The organism is Streptomyces sp. iso_384 (assembly GCF_056172905.1).
The window spans coordinates 4,339,458-4,355,343 of the sequence record NZ_JBWBTT010000001.1 but is presented as its reverse complement, the minus strand read 5'-3'; the positions used below and the strand labels follow the sequence as shown (position 1 = coordinate 4,355,343).

At 72.2% G+C, this 15,886-nt stretch carries 11 protein-coding genes and 4 pseudogenes; 10 read left to right on the top strand and 5 right to left on the bottom strand.

Annotated features, from left to right (window positions below; translation table 11 throughout):
• Window positions 1-80 precede the first annotated feature (80 nt).
• The 4 genes from AC0VY3_RS19525 (at window position 81) to AC0VY3_RS19510 (ending at window position 4,963) form a co-directional block, all read left to right on the top strand.
• Window positions 81-1,430 carry a hemolysin family protein gene (locus AC0VY3_RS19525; RefSeq protein WP_475550151.1) on the top strand — a complete coding sequence of 450 codons (1,350 nt, stop codon included), beginning with the start codon at window positions 81-83 and terminating at the stop codon, window positions 1,428-1,430.
• The gene (locus AC0VY3_RS19520) at window positions 1,427-2,440 is read left to right on the top strand and encodes a hemolysin family protein (RefSeq protein WP_475550150.1); all 1,014 of its coding nucleotides are present in this window, start codon (window positions 1,427-1,429) and stop codon (window positions 2,438-2,440) included. Before AC0VY3_RS19525 ends, AC0VY3_RS19520 begins: the two co-directional genes overlap by 4 nt.
• Window positions 2,441-2,597: 157 nt before the next feature.
• A complete protein-coding gene (locus AC0VY3_RS19515; protein WP_475550149.1) occupies window positions 2,598-3,947 on the top strand; it encodes a hemolysin family protein in 1,350 nt (449 codons plus the stop codon).
• Window positions 3,944-4,963 carry a hemolysin family protein gene (locus AC0VY3_RS19510; RefSeq protein ID WP_475550148.1) on the top strand — a complete coding sequence of 340 codons (1,020 nt, stop codon included), beginning with the start codon at window positions 3,944-3,946 and terminating at the stop codon, window positions 4,961-4,963. The genes AC0VY3_RS19515 and AC0VY3_RS19510 overlap by 4 nt, the downstream gene beginning before the upstream one ends.
• A gap of 405 nt (window positions 4,964-5,368) precedes the next feature.
• On the opposite strand, the pseudogene AC0VY3_RS19505 reads toward AC0VY3_RS19510, so the two are convergent.
• Window positions 5,369-5,644 (bottom strand): annotated as a pseudogene (locus tag AC0VY3_RS19505) (adenosine deaminase); the annotation flags it as partial.
• Here AC0VY3_RS19505 and AC0VY3_RS19500 point away from each other — a divergent pair.
• The 4 genes and pseudogenes from AC0VY3_RS19500 to AC0VY3_RS19485 form a co-directional block, all read left to right on the top strand.
• A pseudogene (locus tag AC0VY3_RS19500) lies at window positions 5,642-6,196 on the top strand (adenosine deaminase); the annotation flags it as partial. The pseudogenes AC0VY3_RS19505 and AC0VY3_RS19500 overlap by 3 nt on opposite strands.
• Window positions 6,197-6,322: 126 nt before the next feature.
• Window positions 6,323-6,775 (top strand): nuclear transport factor 2 family protein, encoded by a 453-nt coding sequence (locus AC0VY3_RS19495; protein WP_475550147.1) that lies wholly within the window; start codon window positions 6,323-6,325, stop codon window positions 6,773-6,775.
• Window positions 6,772-7,974: an MFS transporter gene (locus AC0VY3_RS19490; protein ID WP_103511928.1), complete on the top strand. Its 1,203-nt coding sequence runs from the start codon at window positions 6,772-6,774 to the stop codon at window positions 7,972-7,974. The genes AC0VY3_RS19495 and AC0VY3_RS19490 overlap by 4 nt, the downstream gene beginning before the upstream one ends.
• 169 nt (window positions 7,975-8,143) lie before the next feature.
• Window positions 8,144-8,809 (top strand): TOPRIM nucleotidyl transferase/hydrolase domain-containing protein, encoded by a 666-nt coding sequence (locus AC0VY3_RS19485; protein ID WP_475550146.1) that lies wholly within the window; start codon window positions 8,144-8,146, stop codon window positions 8,807-8,809.
• A 15-nt stretch (window positions 8,810-8,824) separates the two neighbouring features.
• Here the strand turns inward: AC0VY3_RS19485 and AC0VY3_RS19480 are convergent.
• Window positions 8,825-9,298 (bottom strand): annotated as a pseudogene (locus AC0VY3_RS19480) (substrate-binding domain-containing protein); the annotation flags it as partial.
• On the opposite strand from AC0VY3_RS19480, the pseudogene AC0VY3_RS19475 reads away from it, so the two are divergent.
• Window positions 9,286-10,645 (top strand): annotated as a pseudogene (locus tag AC0VY3_RS19475) (alpha-L-rhamnosidase-related protein); the annotation flags it as partial. The pseudogenes AC0VY3_RS19480 and AC0VY3_RS19475 sit on opposite strands and share 13 nt — an antisense overlap.
• 150 nt (window positions 10,646-10,795) lie before the next feature.
• Here AC0VY3_RS19475 and AC0VY3_RS19470 read toward each other — a convergent pair.
• From AC0VY3_RS19470 to AC0VY3_RS19460, 3 genes are read right to left on the bottom strand one after another with little or no spacing between them, the layout of a single operon-like run.
• Window positions 10,796-12,943: an iron ABC transporter permease gene (locus AC0VY3_RS19470; RefSeq protein ID WP_475550145.1), complete on the bottom strand. Its 2,148-nt coding sequence runs from the start codon at window positions 12,941-12,943 to the stop codon at window positions 10,796-10,798.
• A gap of 2 nt (window positions 12,944-12,945) precedes the next feature.
• Window positions 12,946-13,920 carry an ABC transporter substrate-binding protein gene (locus AC0VY3_RS19465; protein ID WP_103511908.1) on the bottom strand — a complete coding sequence of 325 codons (975 nt, stop codon included), beginning with the start codon at window positions 13,918-13,920 and terminating at the stop codon, window positions 12,946-12,948.
• Between the two features lie 8 nt (window positions 13,921-13,928).
• Window positions 13,929-14,882: an ABC transporter ATP-binding protein gene (locus AC0VY3_RS19460; RefSeq protein ID WP_181011069.1), complete on the bottom strand. Its 954-nt coding sequence runs from the start codon at window positions 14,880-14,882 to the stop codon at window positions 13,929-13,931.
• Window positions 14,883-15,279: 397 nt separating this feature from the next.
• On the opposite strand from AC0VY3_RS19460, the gene AC0VY3_RS19455 reads away from it, so the two are divergent.
• On the top strand, window positions 15,280-15,723 hold the full coding sequence (locus AC0VY3_RS19455) for a subtilase-type protease inhibitor (RefSeq protein WP_242739100.1): 444 nt from the start codon (window positions 15,280-15,282) through the stop codon (window positions 15,721-15,723).
• Window positions 15,724-15,886 lie beyond the last annotated feature (163 nt).

The window sequence follows — 15,886 nt, the reverse complement described above, 5'->3', positions numbered from 1 at the left end:
CCCGTCATGGGTGAGCCTCCCAGTACGAACCGTGCCACCGCCTGCGCACCCTGTGTGAGCCAGGAAGCGGAGGTGGCACGGTGACCGAAGTGCTTCTGCTGTTTCTGGCCCTGGCCCTGGCCCTCACCCTCGCGTGCGCACTCTTCGTCGCCGCTGAGTTCTCGCTGACCACCGTCGAGCGCGGTGAGCTGGAGCGGGCAGCCGAGACGGAGGAGCGGGGCGCCGAGAGCGCCCTCAAGGCGGTTCGCGAGCTGACGGTCCAGCTGTCCGGCGCCCAGCTCGGGATCACCGTCACCTCGCTGGTGATCGGCATGCTCGCCGAGCCGTCGCTCGCGGCCCTGCTGCGCGGTCCGCTCGAAGCCGTGGGGCTCGGCGCCGCCGCGTCGTCCACGGCAACAGTCCTGGGGGTCGCCATCTCCACGGTCGTGCTCATGGTCGTGGGCGAGCTGGTGCCCAAGAACTGGGCGATCTCGCGCCCGGTGGCCGTTGCCAAGGTGGTGGCCGGTCCGCAGCGCGGTTTCACCGCCGCCTTCGGTCCTCTCATCCACCACCTGAACAGCACCGCGAACCGGGTCGTGCGACGCTTCGGCCTGGAGCCGGCCGAGGAACTGCTCTCCGTCCGCACCCCCGCCGAGCTGGCCTCACTCGCCCGGCACTCGGCCGCCGAGGGTGGGATCGATGCGGACTCCGCCGAACTGTTCGTCCGCACCCTGCACCTGTCCGAGCTGACCGCCCAGAACGTCATGACCCCGCGCATCGACGTGCGCGCCCTGGAAGCCCACGCCACCGCGGCCGACGCCGCGAATCTCACGTACGCCACCGGGCTCTCCCGCTTCCCGGTCTACCGCGGCAGCCTCGACGCCGTCATCGGCACCGTCCACATCCGCGACGTCCTCGCCCTCGACCCCGGGAAACGACCGGTCACGCCGATCACCGAGCTGGCGACTGCACCGCTGCGGGTCCCCGATTCCCTGCCCGCCGACCGACTCCTGGAGCGGATGCGCGAGCACCGCACGATGGCGGTGGTCATCGACGAGTACGGCGGCACGGCCGGTATCGCGACGGTGGAGGACATCGTCGAGGAAGTCGTCGGCGACGTCCGCGACGAGCACGACCCCGCACAGCCCCCCGGCCTGCTCCCCGTCCCGCCCGCACCGGACGGCCGCGCCGGCTGGGAGGCCGACGGCGGCGTGCGGATCGACGAACTCGCCCGCATCGGCCTGGCTGCCCCCGACGGGCCCTACGAGACCGTGGCCGGGCTGATCGCCTCCCATCTCGCGCGCATCCCCGTCGAAGGCGACGCGGTCGTCCTCGGCGACTGGCAGCTGGACGTGCTCGACGTCGAGCACCACCGGGCCGACCGAGTGCACATCACCGAGCCCGGGCCCGCCCCCGGCCCGCACCGGGACACCGAGGAGACGGCTCGATGACCCTGATCCAGCTGGCCATCGGCGCTCTGATGATCCTGATCAACGCCTTCTTCGTCGGCGCCGAGTTCTCCCTCATTTCCGTCCGCCGCAGCCAGATCGAGCCACAGGCCCGCGCGGGCCACAAGCGTGCCCGCCTCACGCTGTGGGGACTGCAGCACATTTCCCCCATGATGGCCACGGCCCAGCTCGGCATCACCGCCACCTCGCTGGTCCTGGGCGCGGTCGCCGAACCCGCCATAGCCCGTCTGCTGGAGCCGGGCTTCGACGCCCTCCACATCCCGCACGGCCTGGTCCACCCGATCGCCTTCGCGATCGCGCTGAGCCTGGCGACGTATCTGCACATGCTGATCGGTGAGATGGTGCCCAAGAACATCGCGGTTGCCGCCCCGGCCAGGACCGCCCTGCTGCTCGGCCCGCCGCTGGTCGCCCTCACCCGCGCACTGCGTCCGGTCATCTTCTCCATCAATGCCTTCGCCAACGTCTTGCTGAAACTGCTGAAGGTCGAGCCGAGGGACGAGGTCGCCTCCGTCTTCACCGACGACGAGCTCGCCCGTATGGTCCGCGACTCCAGTGCGGCGGGACTTCTGTCGCCGCAGGACGGCGAGCGGCTGCGTGACGCGCTGGAGCTGGGCACGCGGCCGGTGGGCGAGATCTTCGTCCCCGCGCCGAAGATGGTCACGGTCGACCACGCGATCACCCCGGCCGAGCTGGAGCGCACCGCCGCCGGGGCCGGATTCTCCCGTTTCCCGGTCACCGGTCCCACCGGTACCGTCACGGGCTACCTCCACATCAAGGACACCCTCGGCGTCATGGACCGCGACCAGCCCTTCCCGCGCTCCGCCGTGCATGCGGTGAACCGCGTCAGTATCGACACACCCCTGGACGACACGCTCACCGCCCTGCGCGCCTCCGGCAGCCACCTCGCCGCGGTCACCGGGGACAGAGACAGAGTCCTGGGCTTCGTCACCATGGAAGACGTACTGGGAGAACTCGTCGGCCCGGCCGCCTGACGGGCCACGCAGCCCACCACAGACCCCCTGACACCCGGGCCACGGGACTTCGGTCCCAGCAGGCCCGTAGTCCTCATCCACACCCTCTGAAGGAGCACGTCTTGGCCGCCAGTTCGACGGACCCCGACGGTCCGGCAATTACTACCCGGGTTGTCCGATGAACGCCGTACTCGGCCTGTTGGCCGTCCTCGTCCTGACCGCAGGCACCGGCTATTTCGTCGCGCAGGAATTCGCGTACGTCGCAGCCGACCGGCTGGCGCTCGCCCGCGAGGCGAAAGCGGGTGACAAGCGAGCGGAGCGCGCCGTAAAGGTGCTCGAACGGCTCTCGTTCATGCTCTCGGGCGCCCAGCTGGGCATCACCGTCACCGGCCTTGTCGTCGGCTTCCTCGCCGAGCCGTCCGTCTCCGCGCTGCTGCGGCCCGCGCTGACCGGCACCGGCCTCTCGGACGGCGCGGTCTCCGCACTCTCCGTGACGCTTGCCTTCGTCATGGCCACCGTCGTGCAGATGGTGCTGGGCGAGCTGGCCCCGAAGAACCTGGCCCTGGCCGTTCCCGAGCGGCTCGCCAAATCGCTGTCGGCCTCCACTCTCGCGTACCTCAAGGTCGTCGGCCCGGTGGTGCACCTCTTCGACGCAACAGCCAACAAGCTGCTGCGCAAGGCCGGCATCGAGCCCGTGGAGGAACTCCACCACGGCGCGACCCTGGAAGAGCTCAGCCACCTGATCGGCGAGTCCCACGAGCAGGGCCAGCTGCCTCGCGCCAACGCCGAACTCCTCGACCACGCAATGGAGTTCTCCGAGCGCACCCTGGACGAGGTCATGGTGCCGAGCGTCGAGGTCGCCTACGTGCGCGCCGAAGCGACCGCCACCGAGGTCGTGCAGCTGATCGCCGAGCACGGCCACTCCAACTACCCGGTCACCGGCGAGCGCCACGACGACATCACGGGCGTCATCGGCGTACGCGAACTGATGCGCCTGCCGGCCGCCGACTTCGAGCGCATCACCGCCGGTGAACTGGCCCGGCGGCCACTGCTGCTTCCCGACACGCTGCAGCTGCCCGGAGCCGTCGAGCAGATGCAGGAGCACAGCCAGGAATTCGCGGTCGTCCTCAACGAGCACGGCGGCTTCGCCGGGATCGTCACCTTCGAGGACATCGCCGAGGAGCTGGTCGGTGAGATCACCGACGAAACCGACCAGGTGATCGAGATCGCGGCCGCGGACGGAAACGGGTGGCTGGTCGACGCCGGCCGCCGCCTCGACGAGATCGCCGAAGCCACCGGCATCGAACTCCCGGAGGAAGAGGACTACGACACCGCCGCCGGCCTCATCGTGGACCGGCTCGGCCGCTTCCCGGCCATCGGCGACCGCCTCACCGTCGGCACCATCCTCATCGAGGTCCGCACCCTCGACCGCCACGTCCCCGACCGCATCCGCCTGGAGCGCCTGGTGGACACCGACCAGGACGCGGAACCCCACGCCGCCACCGCCGACGAGGAGCCGACCGCATGAGCTTCCCCCTGGCCCTCGCCGTCACCCTGCTGCTGCTGATCGGCAGCGGCTTCTTCGTCGCGGCCGAATTCGCCCTGGTGGCCGCCAAACGCCACCGCATGGAACGCGCAGCCGCCCAAGGCCAACGAGGCGCCAAGGCGGCGCTCGCCGGGATGCGCGAACTGTCCCTGATGCTCGCCGGCGCCCAGCTCGGCATCACCATCTGCACCCTGGGCCTGGGATCGATCTCCAAGCCCGCCATCTCGCACGAGATCGACCCACTCCTGGAGAAGCTCGGCCTTCCCAGCGCCCTGAGCTACGGCATCGCCTTCGCCATCGCCATGACCGTGGTCGTCTTCCTGCACATGGTGCTGGGCGAGATGGCACCCAAGTCCTGGGCCATCGCCCACCCCGAGCGCTCCGCCATGCTCCTCGCTCCGCCGTTCCGCGCGCTGATCCGTCTCGTGCGCCCACTGATCTGGGTGCTCAACAAAGTCAGCAACGCGCTCGTACGGCTGTGCCGCGTCACCCCCCGCGACGAGATCACCTCCGTACACAACCGGGAGCAGCTCGCCCACCTGGTGGAGGAGTCCGAGCGCCTCGGCCTGATCAGCGAGGCCGACTCCGACCTGATCTCCCGATCCCTGAACGAACCGCAGGCCCCGGTGGCACAACTCCAGGTACCCGCCGCCCGGATCAGCTACATCGAAGCCGAAGCCGACACGAACGCGGTCCTCGCGACGACGGCAGCGGCCGACCACACCCGGCTGCTCGTACGGGACGGCGAAACGATCCTCGGCTCGGTACACGCCCGCGACGCCCTGGCCGCCCGCGCCCAGGGCAAAGACCTGACAGCCCGAGCACTTGCCCGCCCCGTCCCCGAACTGGCCCCGAGTCACACCGTCGCCCACGCCGTCGAGCAACTCCAGCACCGCAGGGCCTCCCTCGCCGTCGTACGCGACGAAGAGGGCCGGCTGACCGGTCTCATCAGCCTCGACGACCTCATCATCCGACTGATGGGAGCACCGAAGGTGTGACATTCGGCCGCCGGTCTTCACGCCGCGCCCGCCCCGCGGCCGCAGCTGCTTCGGGGCGGGCGCGGCTGTGGTCGCCGCCGTTCGGTGCTTCAGCACCTCCGCAGCCGCGTCAGCAGATCTGGCTCGACCACAGTCCTTCTCGACGAGCCTGCGAGAACGCGCAGCGCGGTGTCCTTCCTCCGCCGCTTCGCCATCAAGCACACGTTTCGCCTGTTCAGCAGAGACTCGGCTGGACCGGCCCGGACTTCGAAGCCCGTAAGCGGCCGACCGGTGGACCCGGCTGGTGATCGCCGCCCACGCCCAGCTCCGGCTGGCCCGCCTCCTGCCCGCCGCCGGCCCGGGGAGAATCGTTGGCATGCCGACTGCTGTCACCGCACCCCATGTGGAGCTCCGACGGGAAGACGGTTGCTGCTCCACGGTGTTGGCGACGTTGGCGAGCATCTTGCCGCGGTCGCGCGTCGCCTCGCCGAACTTGCCGAAGGTGTCGAAGAAGTGGTCGTGGCCGGACTGGTCGGCGGGGAAGTCCTGCATCGACCAGGCGCGGACGATCCGCTGACGGAACGCGGCGTCCGGGCGGGCGTCGGCGGCCGGCCGGGTGCCCGGTCCGCAGGGCGGGCGCACGGCGGTGTCGGTGGCGTCGATGCACAGGCCGTTCTCGCCCGCGAGTCGGATCAGATATCGAACGAGCGCGTGTTCCCCCAGATGGCCGTCGGCATGCGACTCGCGGAGCGCGACCCGCGCTTCGTCGCCGTCAACCTCGTCCAGCCGGAGGACGGGGAGAGCGCCCTGCGCAACTACCGCCTCCAGATGCGGATGCTCCAGTACCTGCGTACCCAGTACCCGGACGCCCGCCTCGCCCTGCACGCCGGTGAGCTGACCCCCGGCCTGGTCAAGCCCGAGGACCTGACGTTCCACATCCGCGAGGCTGTCCTCGTCGCCGGGCACGAGTACCAGTACGCCCGCGCGACCTACGGTCTCGGCTACACCGAGCTGAAGGACCTGGCGCGCGCCTCGCTGACGTACGCCTTCCTCGACGGCGGCAGCCTGTGGGCCACCGGCGCCGAGCGCTCCGGCTACCGCCCGGTGCGTGTCTGCGCCGGATCCCGGCCGGGTAGCGCGCCGCCCGCCCCGTCCTGCGCCCGCTATCTCGCGGACAACGCCAAGGCGGCCACCGAGTGGCGTCAGGAAGCGGCGTTCGCCGCATTCGAACGCCGCCAGGGCGGAGCGCGCTGACCCCGCGCCACCGCTGACCGTGCGCCGACCAGGGGGCGGGACCGTGCAGGGCGGCCCAGGGCCGCGCACGGTCCCGCCCGCCCCGTAGGACGCGCGGCCCGCCCGGCCCACGGCTACGCTCGCGGCATGGGAGAGAGCGGAGAGGACGAGATCGCCGAGCCGCCCGCGGACCCGGGCGGGCCCGACGCCGACCACGCCCGGCTCGCCGCGATCGTCGACGCCTGGGCCGCCGCGATCGTCACGAACGACGCGGAACGGATCGCGGAGTTCATGGCCGACGAGTGGGTCATCGTCTCCGAGTCCGGCATCACGGACCGGGAGGCGTTTCTCGGCTACGTGAAGTCCGGCGACCTGACCCATGCGGCGATGCGGGCCGTCACCCCGCCGAGGATCCGGGTCCACGGCGACACCGCGACGATCACCGCCCGGATCACCAACACGGCCCACTACGGCGGCCGCCGCTTCGACGCCGACGAATGGACCACGGACGTCTTCGTACGGCGGAACGGCCGCTGGCGGTGCGTACTCAGCCACATCACGCCCGCCGCCGCCCCGACGGCCCCGCCGCCCGCCGCATGAGCCGGACGACCGGCCCCGCCCACCGGAGGAGACGCCTCGGCTATCCGGCCGCCGCGGCCGTCTTCGCCATCGGTATGGCGGGCACCACGCTGCCCACCCCGCTCTACGGCCTCTACCGGGAACAGCTCGGCTTCTCCGAGCTGATGGTGACCGTGGTCTTCGCGGTCTACGCCCTCGGGGTGATCGCCACCCTGCTGCTCGCCGGGAACGTCTCCGACGAGGCGGGCCGACGGCCCGTTCTGCTGGCCGCCCTGGGCTTCTCGGCGGCCAGCGCGCTCTGCTTCCTCTTCGAGGGCGGGCTCCCCGCCCTGTTCGCCGGCCGTCTCCTCTCCGGGTTCGCCGCCGGACTGCTGAGCGGCGCGGCGACGGTCACGGTCATGGAGCTGGCACCGCCGGGGCGCGCGGCCAGGGCCGGGCTGGCGGCGACCGCCGCGAACATGGGCGGGCTGGGCTGCGGTCCGCTCCTGTCGGGACTGCTCGCCGAATACGCCCCCTGGCCGCTGCGGCTGCCCTTCGTCGTGCATCTGGCGCTGATCGCCGTGGCCGCCGCGCTGACCTGCCTCCTGCCCGAGACGGTCACCTCCCCCGTCCGCCGTTTCCGGCTGCGGCCGCAGGGGCTGGCCGTCCCGCCCGAGGTGCGCGCCGTGTTCGCCCCCTCGGCGCTGGCCGCCTTCGCCGGGTTCTCCCTGCTGGGCCTCTTCACGGCGGTCGCCCCCGCGTTCGTGGCCGAGACGCTCGACGTCCACAATCTGGCCCTGACCGGGCTCGTCGTCTTCTCGGTCTTCCTCGCCTCCACGGCCGGGCAGGCGCTCATGGGGCGGGTCGGCGAGCGCCGGGCCCTGCCGGGCGGCTGCTTCGTCCTGGTCGCCGGGCTCCTGCTGGTCGGGGCCTCCTTGCTGTTCGCCTCACTGCCGCTGCTCGTCGCCGGGGCGCTCTGCGGCGGCCTCGGGCAGGGGCTGGCGTTCCGGGGCGCGGTGAAGGCGATCAGTGCGGCGGCGCCGCCCGAGCACCGTGCCGCGACCGTGTCCGCCTTCTTCGTCATCGCCTACCTGGGCATCTCCCTGCCCGTCGTCGGCGTCGGCGCGCTCACCCTCGGCATCGGCCTCAGGAACGCCGGACTGACCTTTTCCGGCTGTGTGCTCGCGCTGGCCCTGGGCGTCGGCCTGCATCTGGCGCGGCGGTTTTCCGCCCCCCGGTGACGGACGCGCCTCCGGCGACGAACCCGCCCTTCGTCGACGTACACGCCCCCGGTGACGGACGCGCTCCCCGCGTCGACTTACACGCTCCGTCGGCCCTGCGGACGCCCGCCTCGTTCACGTACGCGAAAACCCTTGCCGCCCCCGCCGATCATGGTGCGAGACTGGCCCGGTGGACACGGTGACGCACTTTCGGCAGACGGTCATCGCCTGGGCCGGCGCTGACGAGAACACACCGGCGACCGCCGAGGCCGCGGCCGCCCGCGAGCTGGCCGCCGGTCTGGGCCTGCACACCGTGGTGCTCGTGGAGGGCGTCAGCGACCGGGCGGCCGTCGAGGCGCTGGCCGAACGCCAGGGGCGCGACCTGACCGCCGAGGGCGCCGTGGTCGTGCCGCTCGGGGGCGCCACCAGCATCACCCGCTTCCTCCGCCTGCTGGGGCCCGACGGGCTCTACGTCCGGCCCGCCGGACTGTGCGACGCGGCGGAGCAGCGGTTCTTCCTCCAGGGCCTGGAGCGGACCGGCTTCGGCACCGCCCGCACCCCCGACGGCCTGGAGGCGCTGGGCTTCTTCACCTGCCACGCCGACCTGGAGGACGAGCTGATCCGGGCGCTCGGCACCGACGGCGTCCAGCGGGTCATCGACGACCAGGGCGATCTGCGCACCTTCCGGCTCTTCCAGCGGCAGCCCGCCCAGCGCGAGCGGCCCGTCGAGGCGCAGCTGCGGCGCTTCATGGGCACCATCGGCGGCCGCAAGGAGCACTACGCCCGTGCGCTGACCGAGGCCCTGGACCTCGGGCGCCTGCCACGCCCGCTGGACGGACTCCTCGCCCACCTCTGACCGACGGCTCGCCGTTCAGCGCGGGGCGAGGCTGGAGCGGCGCACCACCAGCTCCGGCTGGAGCACCACCCGCCGGTGCTCGTGCGGCACGTCCGCCGCCCCGGCCCCGGTCTCCTCCAGCAGCAGACCGGCCGCCAGTGCCCCCATCGTCGCCGCCGGCTGCCGTACGGACGTGAGCGGCACGGCGGCCGCCGCCGCGAACTCGATGTCGTCGTAACCCACCAGTGCCAGATCGCCGGGCACCGAGACCCCGGCGGCGAACAAGGACTGCAGCACGCCCAGAGCCAGCAGGTCGTTGGCGCAGAACACCGCGGTCGGCCGGTCGGAGAGCCCCAGCAGCCGGGCCCCCGCGTCCCGGCCCGCCGCCACGTCGAGCCGTTCCGTGGGCAGCTCCCGCAGGGCGTCCGGCCCCAGGCCCGCCTCCGCGAGCGCGGTGAGCGCACCCGTACGGCGGTCCCGGACCTGGTTGAATCCGTCCGGGCAAGCCACCGCTGGACGCCGTCGTCGGGCGGGTGATCCACACCGACGCGCCCCTCACCATGGAGTTCGAGACGAACCTCCCGATGCTCAACCAGCTCCACAGCAACATCACCTGGGGCCTGCGCGGCAACTTCCTCTCCATTCCCACCGACACCCCCGCCCGCGACGAACGCCTCGGCTGGACCGGCGACATCAACGTCTTCGCGCCCACCGCCGCGTACGCGATGGAGTCCGCACGGTTCCTCGGGAAATGGCTGAGCGACCTCCAGGACGACCGGACCGCCGACGGAGCCTTCACGGACGTCGCGCCGCACGTCGAGGGCCTCGGCGCGGGCTCGGCCGGCTGGGGCGACGCGGGCGTCACCGTCCCCTGGGCCCTCTACCAGGCGTACGGCGACACCCGGGTCCTGGAGGCGGCCTGGCCCTCCCTGCTGAAGTGGCTCGACTACCTGGACGCCCACAGCACCGGACGGCTGCGGCCCGCCACCGGCTACGGCGACTGGCTGAACATCGCCGACGACACCCCCAAGGACGTCATCGCCACCGCCTACTACGCCCACAGCGCCGACCTCGTGGCCCGTACCGCCCGGGCCCTGGGCAAGGACCCGGCCCCGTACACCGCGCTGTTCGCGGAGGTCCGCGAGGCCTTCCGGACCGCGTACGTCACCGGCGGCGGCCGGGTGAAGGGCGACACCCAGACCGCCTACGTCCTGGCGCTCTCCATGGACCTCCTGACCACCGAGGAACGCACCACCGCGGCCGACCGCCTCGTCGCCCTCATCGAGGCGAAGGACTGGCATCTGTCCACGGGCTTCCTCGGCACCCCGCGCCTGCTCCCCGTCCTCACCGACACCGGGCACACCGACGTGGCGTACCGCCTGCTGCTCCAGCGGACCTTCCCGAGCTGGGGCTACCAGATCGACCGCGGGGCCACGACCATGTGGGAGCGCTGGGACTCCATCAAGCCCGACGGCAGCTTCCAGGACGCCGGGATGAACTCCTTCAACCACTACGCGTACGGCTCGGTGGGGGAGTGGGATGTACGCCCACATCGCGGGCATCGCCCCCGCCGCACCCGGCTTCCACAAGGTCATCGTGCGGCCCCGGCCCGGCGGCGGCATCACCCGCGCCCGGGGCCGCTTCGCCTCCCTCCACGGGCCGGTCACCACCGACTGGAAGACGGAGAAGGGCCGCTTCCACCTGACCGTGGGCCTCCCCGTGAACACCACCGCCGAGGTGTGGATCCCGGCGGGCCGGGCCGGGGACGTGACGCACACCGGCGCCCGGTTCCTGCGGCTGGAGGACGGCTGCGCGGTGTTCGCCTTCGGCTCGGGGAGCCACCGCTTCGCGGTCTGAGCCCGCCCGGACGAGAGGCGCACGCCGTACCGGCGGTCAGGCACCCGGTACGGCGTACGCGCGCTCTCGAACTTGGCGAAGGAGGCGGCGATGGAGAACGCGGGCACCCGCTCGAAGCGTTCGACGCCTGCGCGACGGGCCGCGCCGCCGTCACCCCTCGCGCCGTGACCGCCAGAGCAGCCAGATGAAGTAGGGCGCTCCGATCACGGCGGTGAGGAGTCCGACCGGGATCTGCGCCGGAGCGATGACCGTCCGGCCGACCGTGTCGGACACGACCACCAGCAGCGCGCCGAGCAGCGCACTCAGCGGAACGACCCGCACATGACGGCGGCCCACCAGGGCGCGTGCCGCGTGCGGCGCGACCAGGCCGACGAACCCGATCACGCCGACCGCCGCGACGGCCCCCGCCGTCAGGAGGACGGCGAGGCTCAGCAGACCCAGCCGGGTGGACCCGATCCGTACGCCGAGCAGCGCGGGCGTCTCGTTGTCCAGCCCGATCAGGTCCAGTTCACGGCGCATCACCACGAGAACGGGCAGCGCGACGACCAGAGCCACCAGCACCGGAATCAGCTCCGGGAACGTCCGTCCGTACGTCGACCCGCCGAGCCAGGCCAACGCCTTCGTCTCGTTGTACGGGTCGGTCAGCACGATCAGCAGACTGACGAACGCGCCCGCGCCCGCCTGGACCCCGATACCGATCAGCACCAGCCGGTTCTGCTCCAGACCACGCCGTGCGGCAAGACCGAACACCAGCCCCGCCGCGGCCGCCGCACCGGCCAGCGCGGAGCCGCTGATCAGCCAGAAGCTCGCCAGCGGTACGAAGGTGAGGACGGCCACCGCCCCCACCCCGGCCCCGCTGACGACGCCCAGGACGCCCGGCTCCGCGAGCGGATTGCGCGACACCGCCTGGACGACGGCCCCCGCGACGGCCAGCGCCGCACCGGCCAGCAGGGCGGCGACGACCCGGGGGACGCGCGTGTCGAGGATGTACGTGACCAACCGGCCGGAACGGCCGGTGAGCCAGTTGCCCACATCGCCCAGGAGCAGCGTCGCGTCGCCGAACAGCGTCGCCGCCACCACCGCGCCGAGCAGCGCCACGACCGTCACCGTCAGGGTGAGGACGAACGCGCGCCGGCTGCGCAGCCGGGCGAACGCCGTCGAGCCGCTGTCCGAGCCCATGTCGCGCGACCGGTAGGCCAGGACGACCAGGACGAGTGCGCCGAAACAGGTCGTGACGATGCCGGTGGGCACCTCCGCCCCCGCCTGGGCGCCGAACACCGCACGCAGCAGCACATCCGCGCCGAGCACCACGAGCACACCCGCGAGCGCCGACGCGGGGATGAACGCCCGGTGCCGGACGAGGCCCGGGATCCAGGTGCTGAGCAGCCGGACCACGGCGGGCGCGCACAGGCCGACGAAGCCGACCGGCCCCGCGACCGCCACCGACACCGCCGCCAGCAGCACCGCGAGGATCACCGCGGTGCTGCGCGTCAGCCGGGGGCTCACCCCCACGACCGCCGCGCCGTCGTCGCCGAGGGCGAGGATGTCGAGGCGTCGGCCCATCAGCATGAGCCCGGCGAACGCCAGGAGCGCGACCGGGGCCAGCCGGTCGATGGACTGCATGCCGATCTGGGCGAGCGAACCCTCGCCCCAGGCGAACAGCCCGGTCGTCTGCTGGGAGCGCAGGAGCAGCAGCGTTCCGCTCATACCGGACAGCGCGAGGGTGAGCGCGGATCCCGCCAGCACCAGCCGGACCGGTCCGGCACCCGCCCGCGACAGACCGAGGACGACACCCGCCGCGAGGAGCCCGCCGAGGAACGCGGTGGCCCCGGCAGGCAGCGCGGGCAGGGAGATGCCGAACGCGGCGACGGTGACCACCGCGAGATACGCGCCCGCGTTCACGGCGAGCGTGTCGGGGGAGGCCAGCATGTTGCGCGACACCGACTGGAGGGCGGCGCCCGCCGCGCCGAGCGCGCAGCCGACGAGGAGCCCCGCGGCGAGCCGGGGCAGCCGGGAGTCCAGCACCACGGCGGCCGTCTGCTCGTGGGCTGTCCGGTCGGACGACGAGCCGGTCGCGAGCTGCCAGAGCGTGTGCAGATCGACGGCGGCGGTGCCCTGGCTCACATGGGTGACCGCGAGGGCGGCCAGGGCGAGCAGCCCCGCGAGCGCCAGGAGAAGCATCCGGCCGCGACGGGCCGGTGGGCCGGCCGTCACCGGGGCGACGGCCCCGGCCGGGCCGGCCGCGCCCGCCACCGTCTTCACGGGGGCGGGCGGGGCGGTTGTGGTGCGTGTGCTCATCGTCAGTCGGTCAGCGCACCGACGAGGGCGTCGATGTACTCACGCATCGACGCGGTGCCGCCGAACATCCAGACACCGTCGGGCAGCCGGTGGACCTCGTCGTTCTTGACGAACGGGAGGGACTTCCACACCGCGTTGTCCTTGAGGCCGTCGGCGAACGGGTCGCCGCCGTCGGAGTCGTTGGCGATGTACGCGAACTGCGCGTCGCCGATCTTCGTGAGGCCCTCGACATCGGTCGCGGCCAGGCCGTAGGCCTTGTCGCCCTTGAGCTTCCACGGGTCGACGAGGCCGAGTTCGGTGTTGACGTCGGAGAGCAGCGAGCCCTTGACGTACGGGCGGACCGAGACCTGGTTGCCCTCCTGCCAGCCGTCGGCGAAGGCGACCTTCTCGCCGTCGAGACCGGCGTCCGCGAGCTTCTTCTTCCCGTCCGCGACCGCCTTGCGGAAGGAGTCGACCTCGGACTTGGCCTTGTCCTCGGTGCCGGTGGCCTCGGCGATGAGGTTGACCGTGTCGATCATCTGGTCGATCTGACGGCTCGCGTCGGCGGAGCGGACCACGACCACCGGGGCGGCCTTGGACAGCTGCGCGATGGCGGAGTCGGACAGGTCGGTGGTGGCGACGATGAGGTCGGGCTTGAGCGCGGCGACGGTGGCGACGCTGGGCTCGCCCCGGGTGCCTATGTCCTTGACGCCCTTGGTGAGCGGCGCGGCCTTGTCGTACGCGGTGTAGCCCTTGACGTCGGCCACGCCGACCGGCTGGACGCCGAGGGTGACGAGCGTCTCGACGACGTTCCACTCGGTGCCGACGACGCGCTTGGCCGGTCCGTCGAGGGTGACCTTCTTGCCGCGGGAGTCGGTGACCGTCACCGCGCTGTCCCCGGCGGACTCCTTCTTCGGCGCCTCGGTGGTGCCGCAGGCCGTGAGGGCGAGCGCGGCCGCGGCGGCGAGGACGGGCCACGTCAGGTGCTGGTTCTTCATGAGGGTGTTCAGGGCCTTTCGGAACGAAGGTGGTGGCGGCCGACCGCGCGGGTGCGCGGGATGCCGGTGGAGGAATCGGGTTCGACGTCGATGCGGATGCCGTAGGCGTCGCTGAGCCGCTCGGGGGCGTACACCTCGGCGGGCGTGCCGGCGGCGACGATCCGCCCGGACGCGAGCAGGACGACCTGGTCGGCCACGGCGGCGGCCTGGTCCAGGTCGTGCAGCACGACCCCGACGGTGACGCCGTGGGTGTCGGCCAGATCGCGGACGAGGTCGAGGATCTCCACCTGGTAGCGCAGGTCGAGATAGGTCGTCGGCTCGTCGAGAAGGAGTACGTCGGTGTCCTGGGCCAGGCAGCAGGCGAACCAGACGCGCTGCAACTGCCCGCCGGACAGGCTCTCCACCCCGCGGTCGGCGAACTCGGCGAGGTTGGTGACGGCCAGCGCGTGCTCGACCATCCGGGCCCCGTCCGGGTCGGACCCCCGGAGCCCGGCCCGGTAGGGGTGGCGGCCGAATCCGACCACGTCGCGCACGCTGAGCCCGGCCGGAGCGTTCCGGCTCTGCGCGAGCAGGGTGACGCGGCGGGCGAAGTCGGAGCGCGACAGGGCGAGCGCGTCGACGGGCGCGGCGTCCTCGGCCTGGGCAGCCACGGTCACGGTGCCGGTACGGGCCTTGTGCAGCCGGGCCACGGCCCGCAACAGGGTGGACTTCCCGCTGCCGTTCGGCCCGATGAGCGCGGTGACGCGACCGCGCGGCAGCCGGAGGTCGGCCCCGTGCACGACGTCCGTACGGTCGTACGCGATCGTCAAGTCGCGGGCGTCCAGGCCGGCGTCGGGTTCGGGGTCCGCGAAGGACACGGCCGCGCCGGGACCGGCGGCGGCGGTCATGGCGGGGGCACCGGCAGCGGGCGCGGAGCGCCGACGCGGCGGTGGGTCTTCTCGGTCGAGGGCAGGAGCGATCACGCTGTGAGGTTAGCCTGGCCTAAGTTCTCCAGGTCAAGCGGGATCCGGAATTGTGTCCTCCGCGTGATCCACGAGCGGTCGACCGGCCGGTGGGTGTCCGTGGAGGGGGCGATCCGCTGCGCGAACCCCGGACGGCGGTACTTTCCGGCCGAAGCGGCGGTTTGGCGCATCGAAGCGCTCCGGAGTATTCGCAGGTCAAGCGGTCGTTTCGGATTGAACCGCCGAAGTCCGTCCATATGCTGGACGGCTCGCGCGAGGTGTCTGAGCTGCCCGAATGACCATTCGGTCGGTTCGAACGTTCGTCTGCGGCTGGAAGCTGGCCGTCGATGTGCGCCTACTTTCCGCATGCGTAAGACTCCTGACCGCAATCAGGCACCCGACCAAGGAGTTTTCACCGATGCGACGCAATCCTCACGCCATCTTCGCAACCATCACGGCGAGCACCCTTCTGCTCGGCGGGTTCGCGGCCACCGCCGCACAGGCCGCCCCGGTGAAGGCGGAGAGCCTCTACGCGCCCTCGGCGCTCGTCCTCACCGTCGCCCGGGGCGAGGACCCGCTGACCGCCACCGTCGAGCGGGCCGTCACGCTCACCTGCGCCCCCACCGCCGAGGGAACACACCCCACGCCCGCCGCGGCCTGCAAGGAACTGGCAGAGGTCCAGGGCAAGTTCTCCGAACTGACCGCCGGCCCGTCGAACCGTACCTGCACCCGTCAGTGGGACCCGGTCGTGGTGACCGCCCACGGCGTCTGGCAGGGCAAGCCGGTCCAGTTCAGCACCACGTACGGCAATGCCTGCGAGATGGCGGGCAGCATGAACGACAACGCCGTCTTCGCCTTCTGATCCACTGATCCACCGGGTGTGCCGACGCCCGAGTGACGGAGCACGACACCGTCTCCCCGCCCGAACGCGTCCGGCGACCCGTCCCACCCGGCGTGCCCCGCACACGCCCCCGTCCACGACGACCGGGAGCCACGCGGTCGCCCGAGCCGTTTCCGCCACGGCC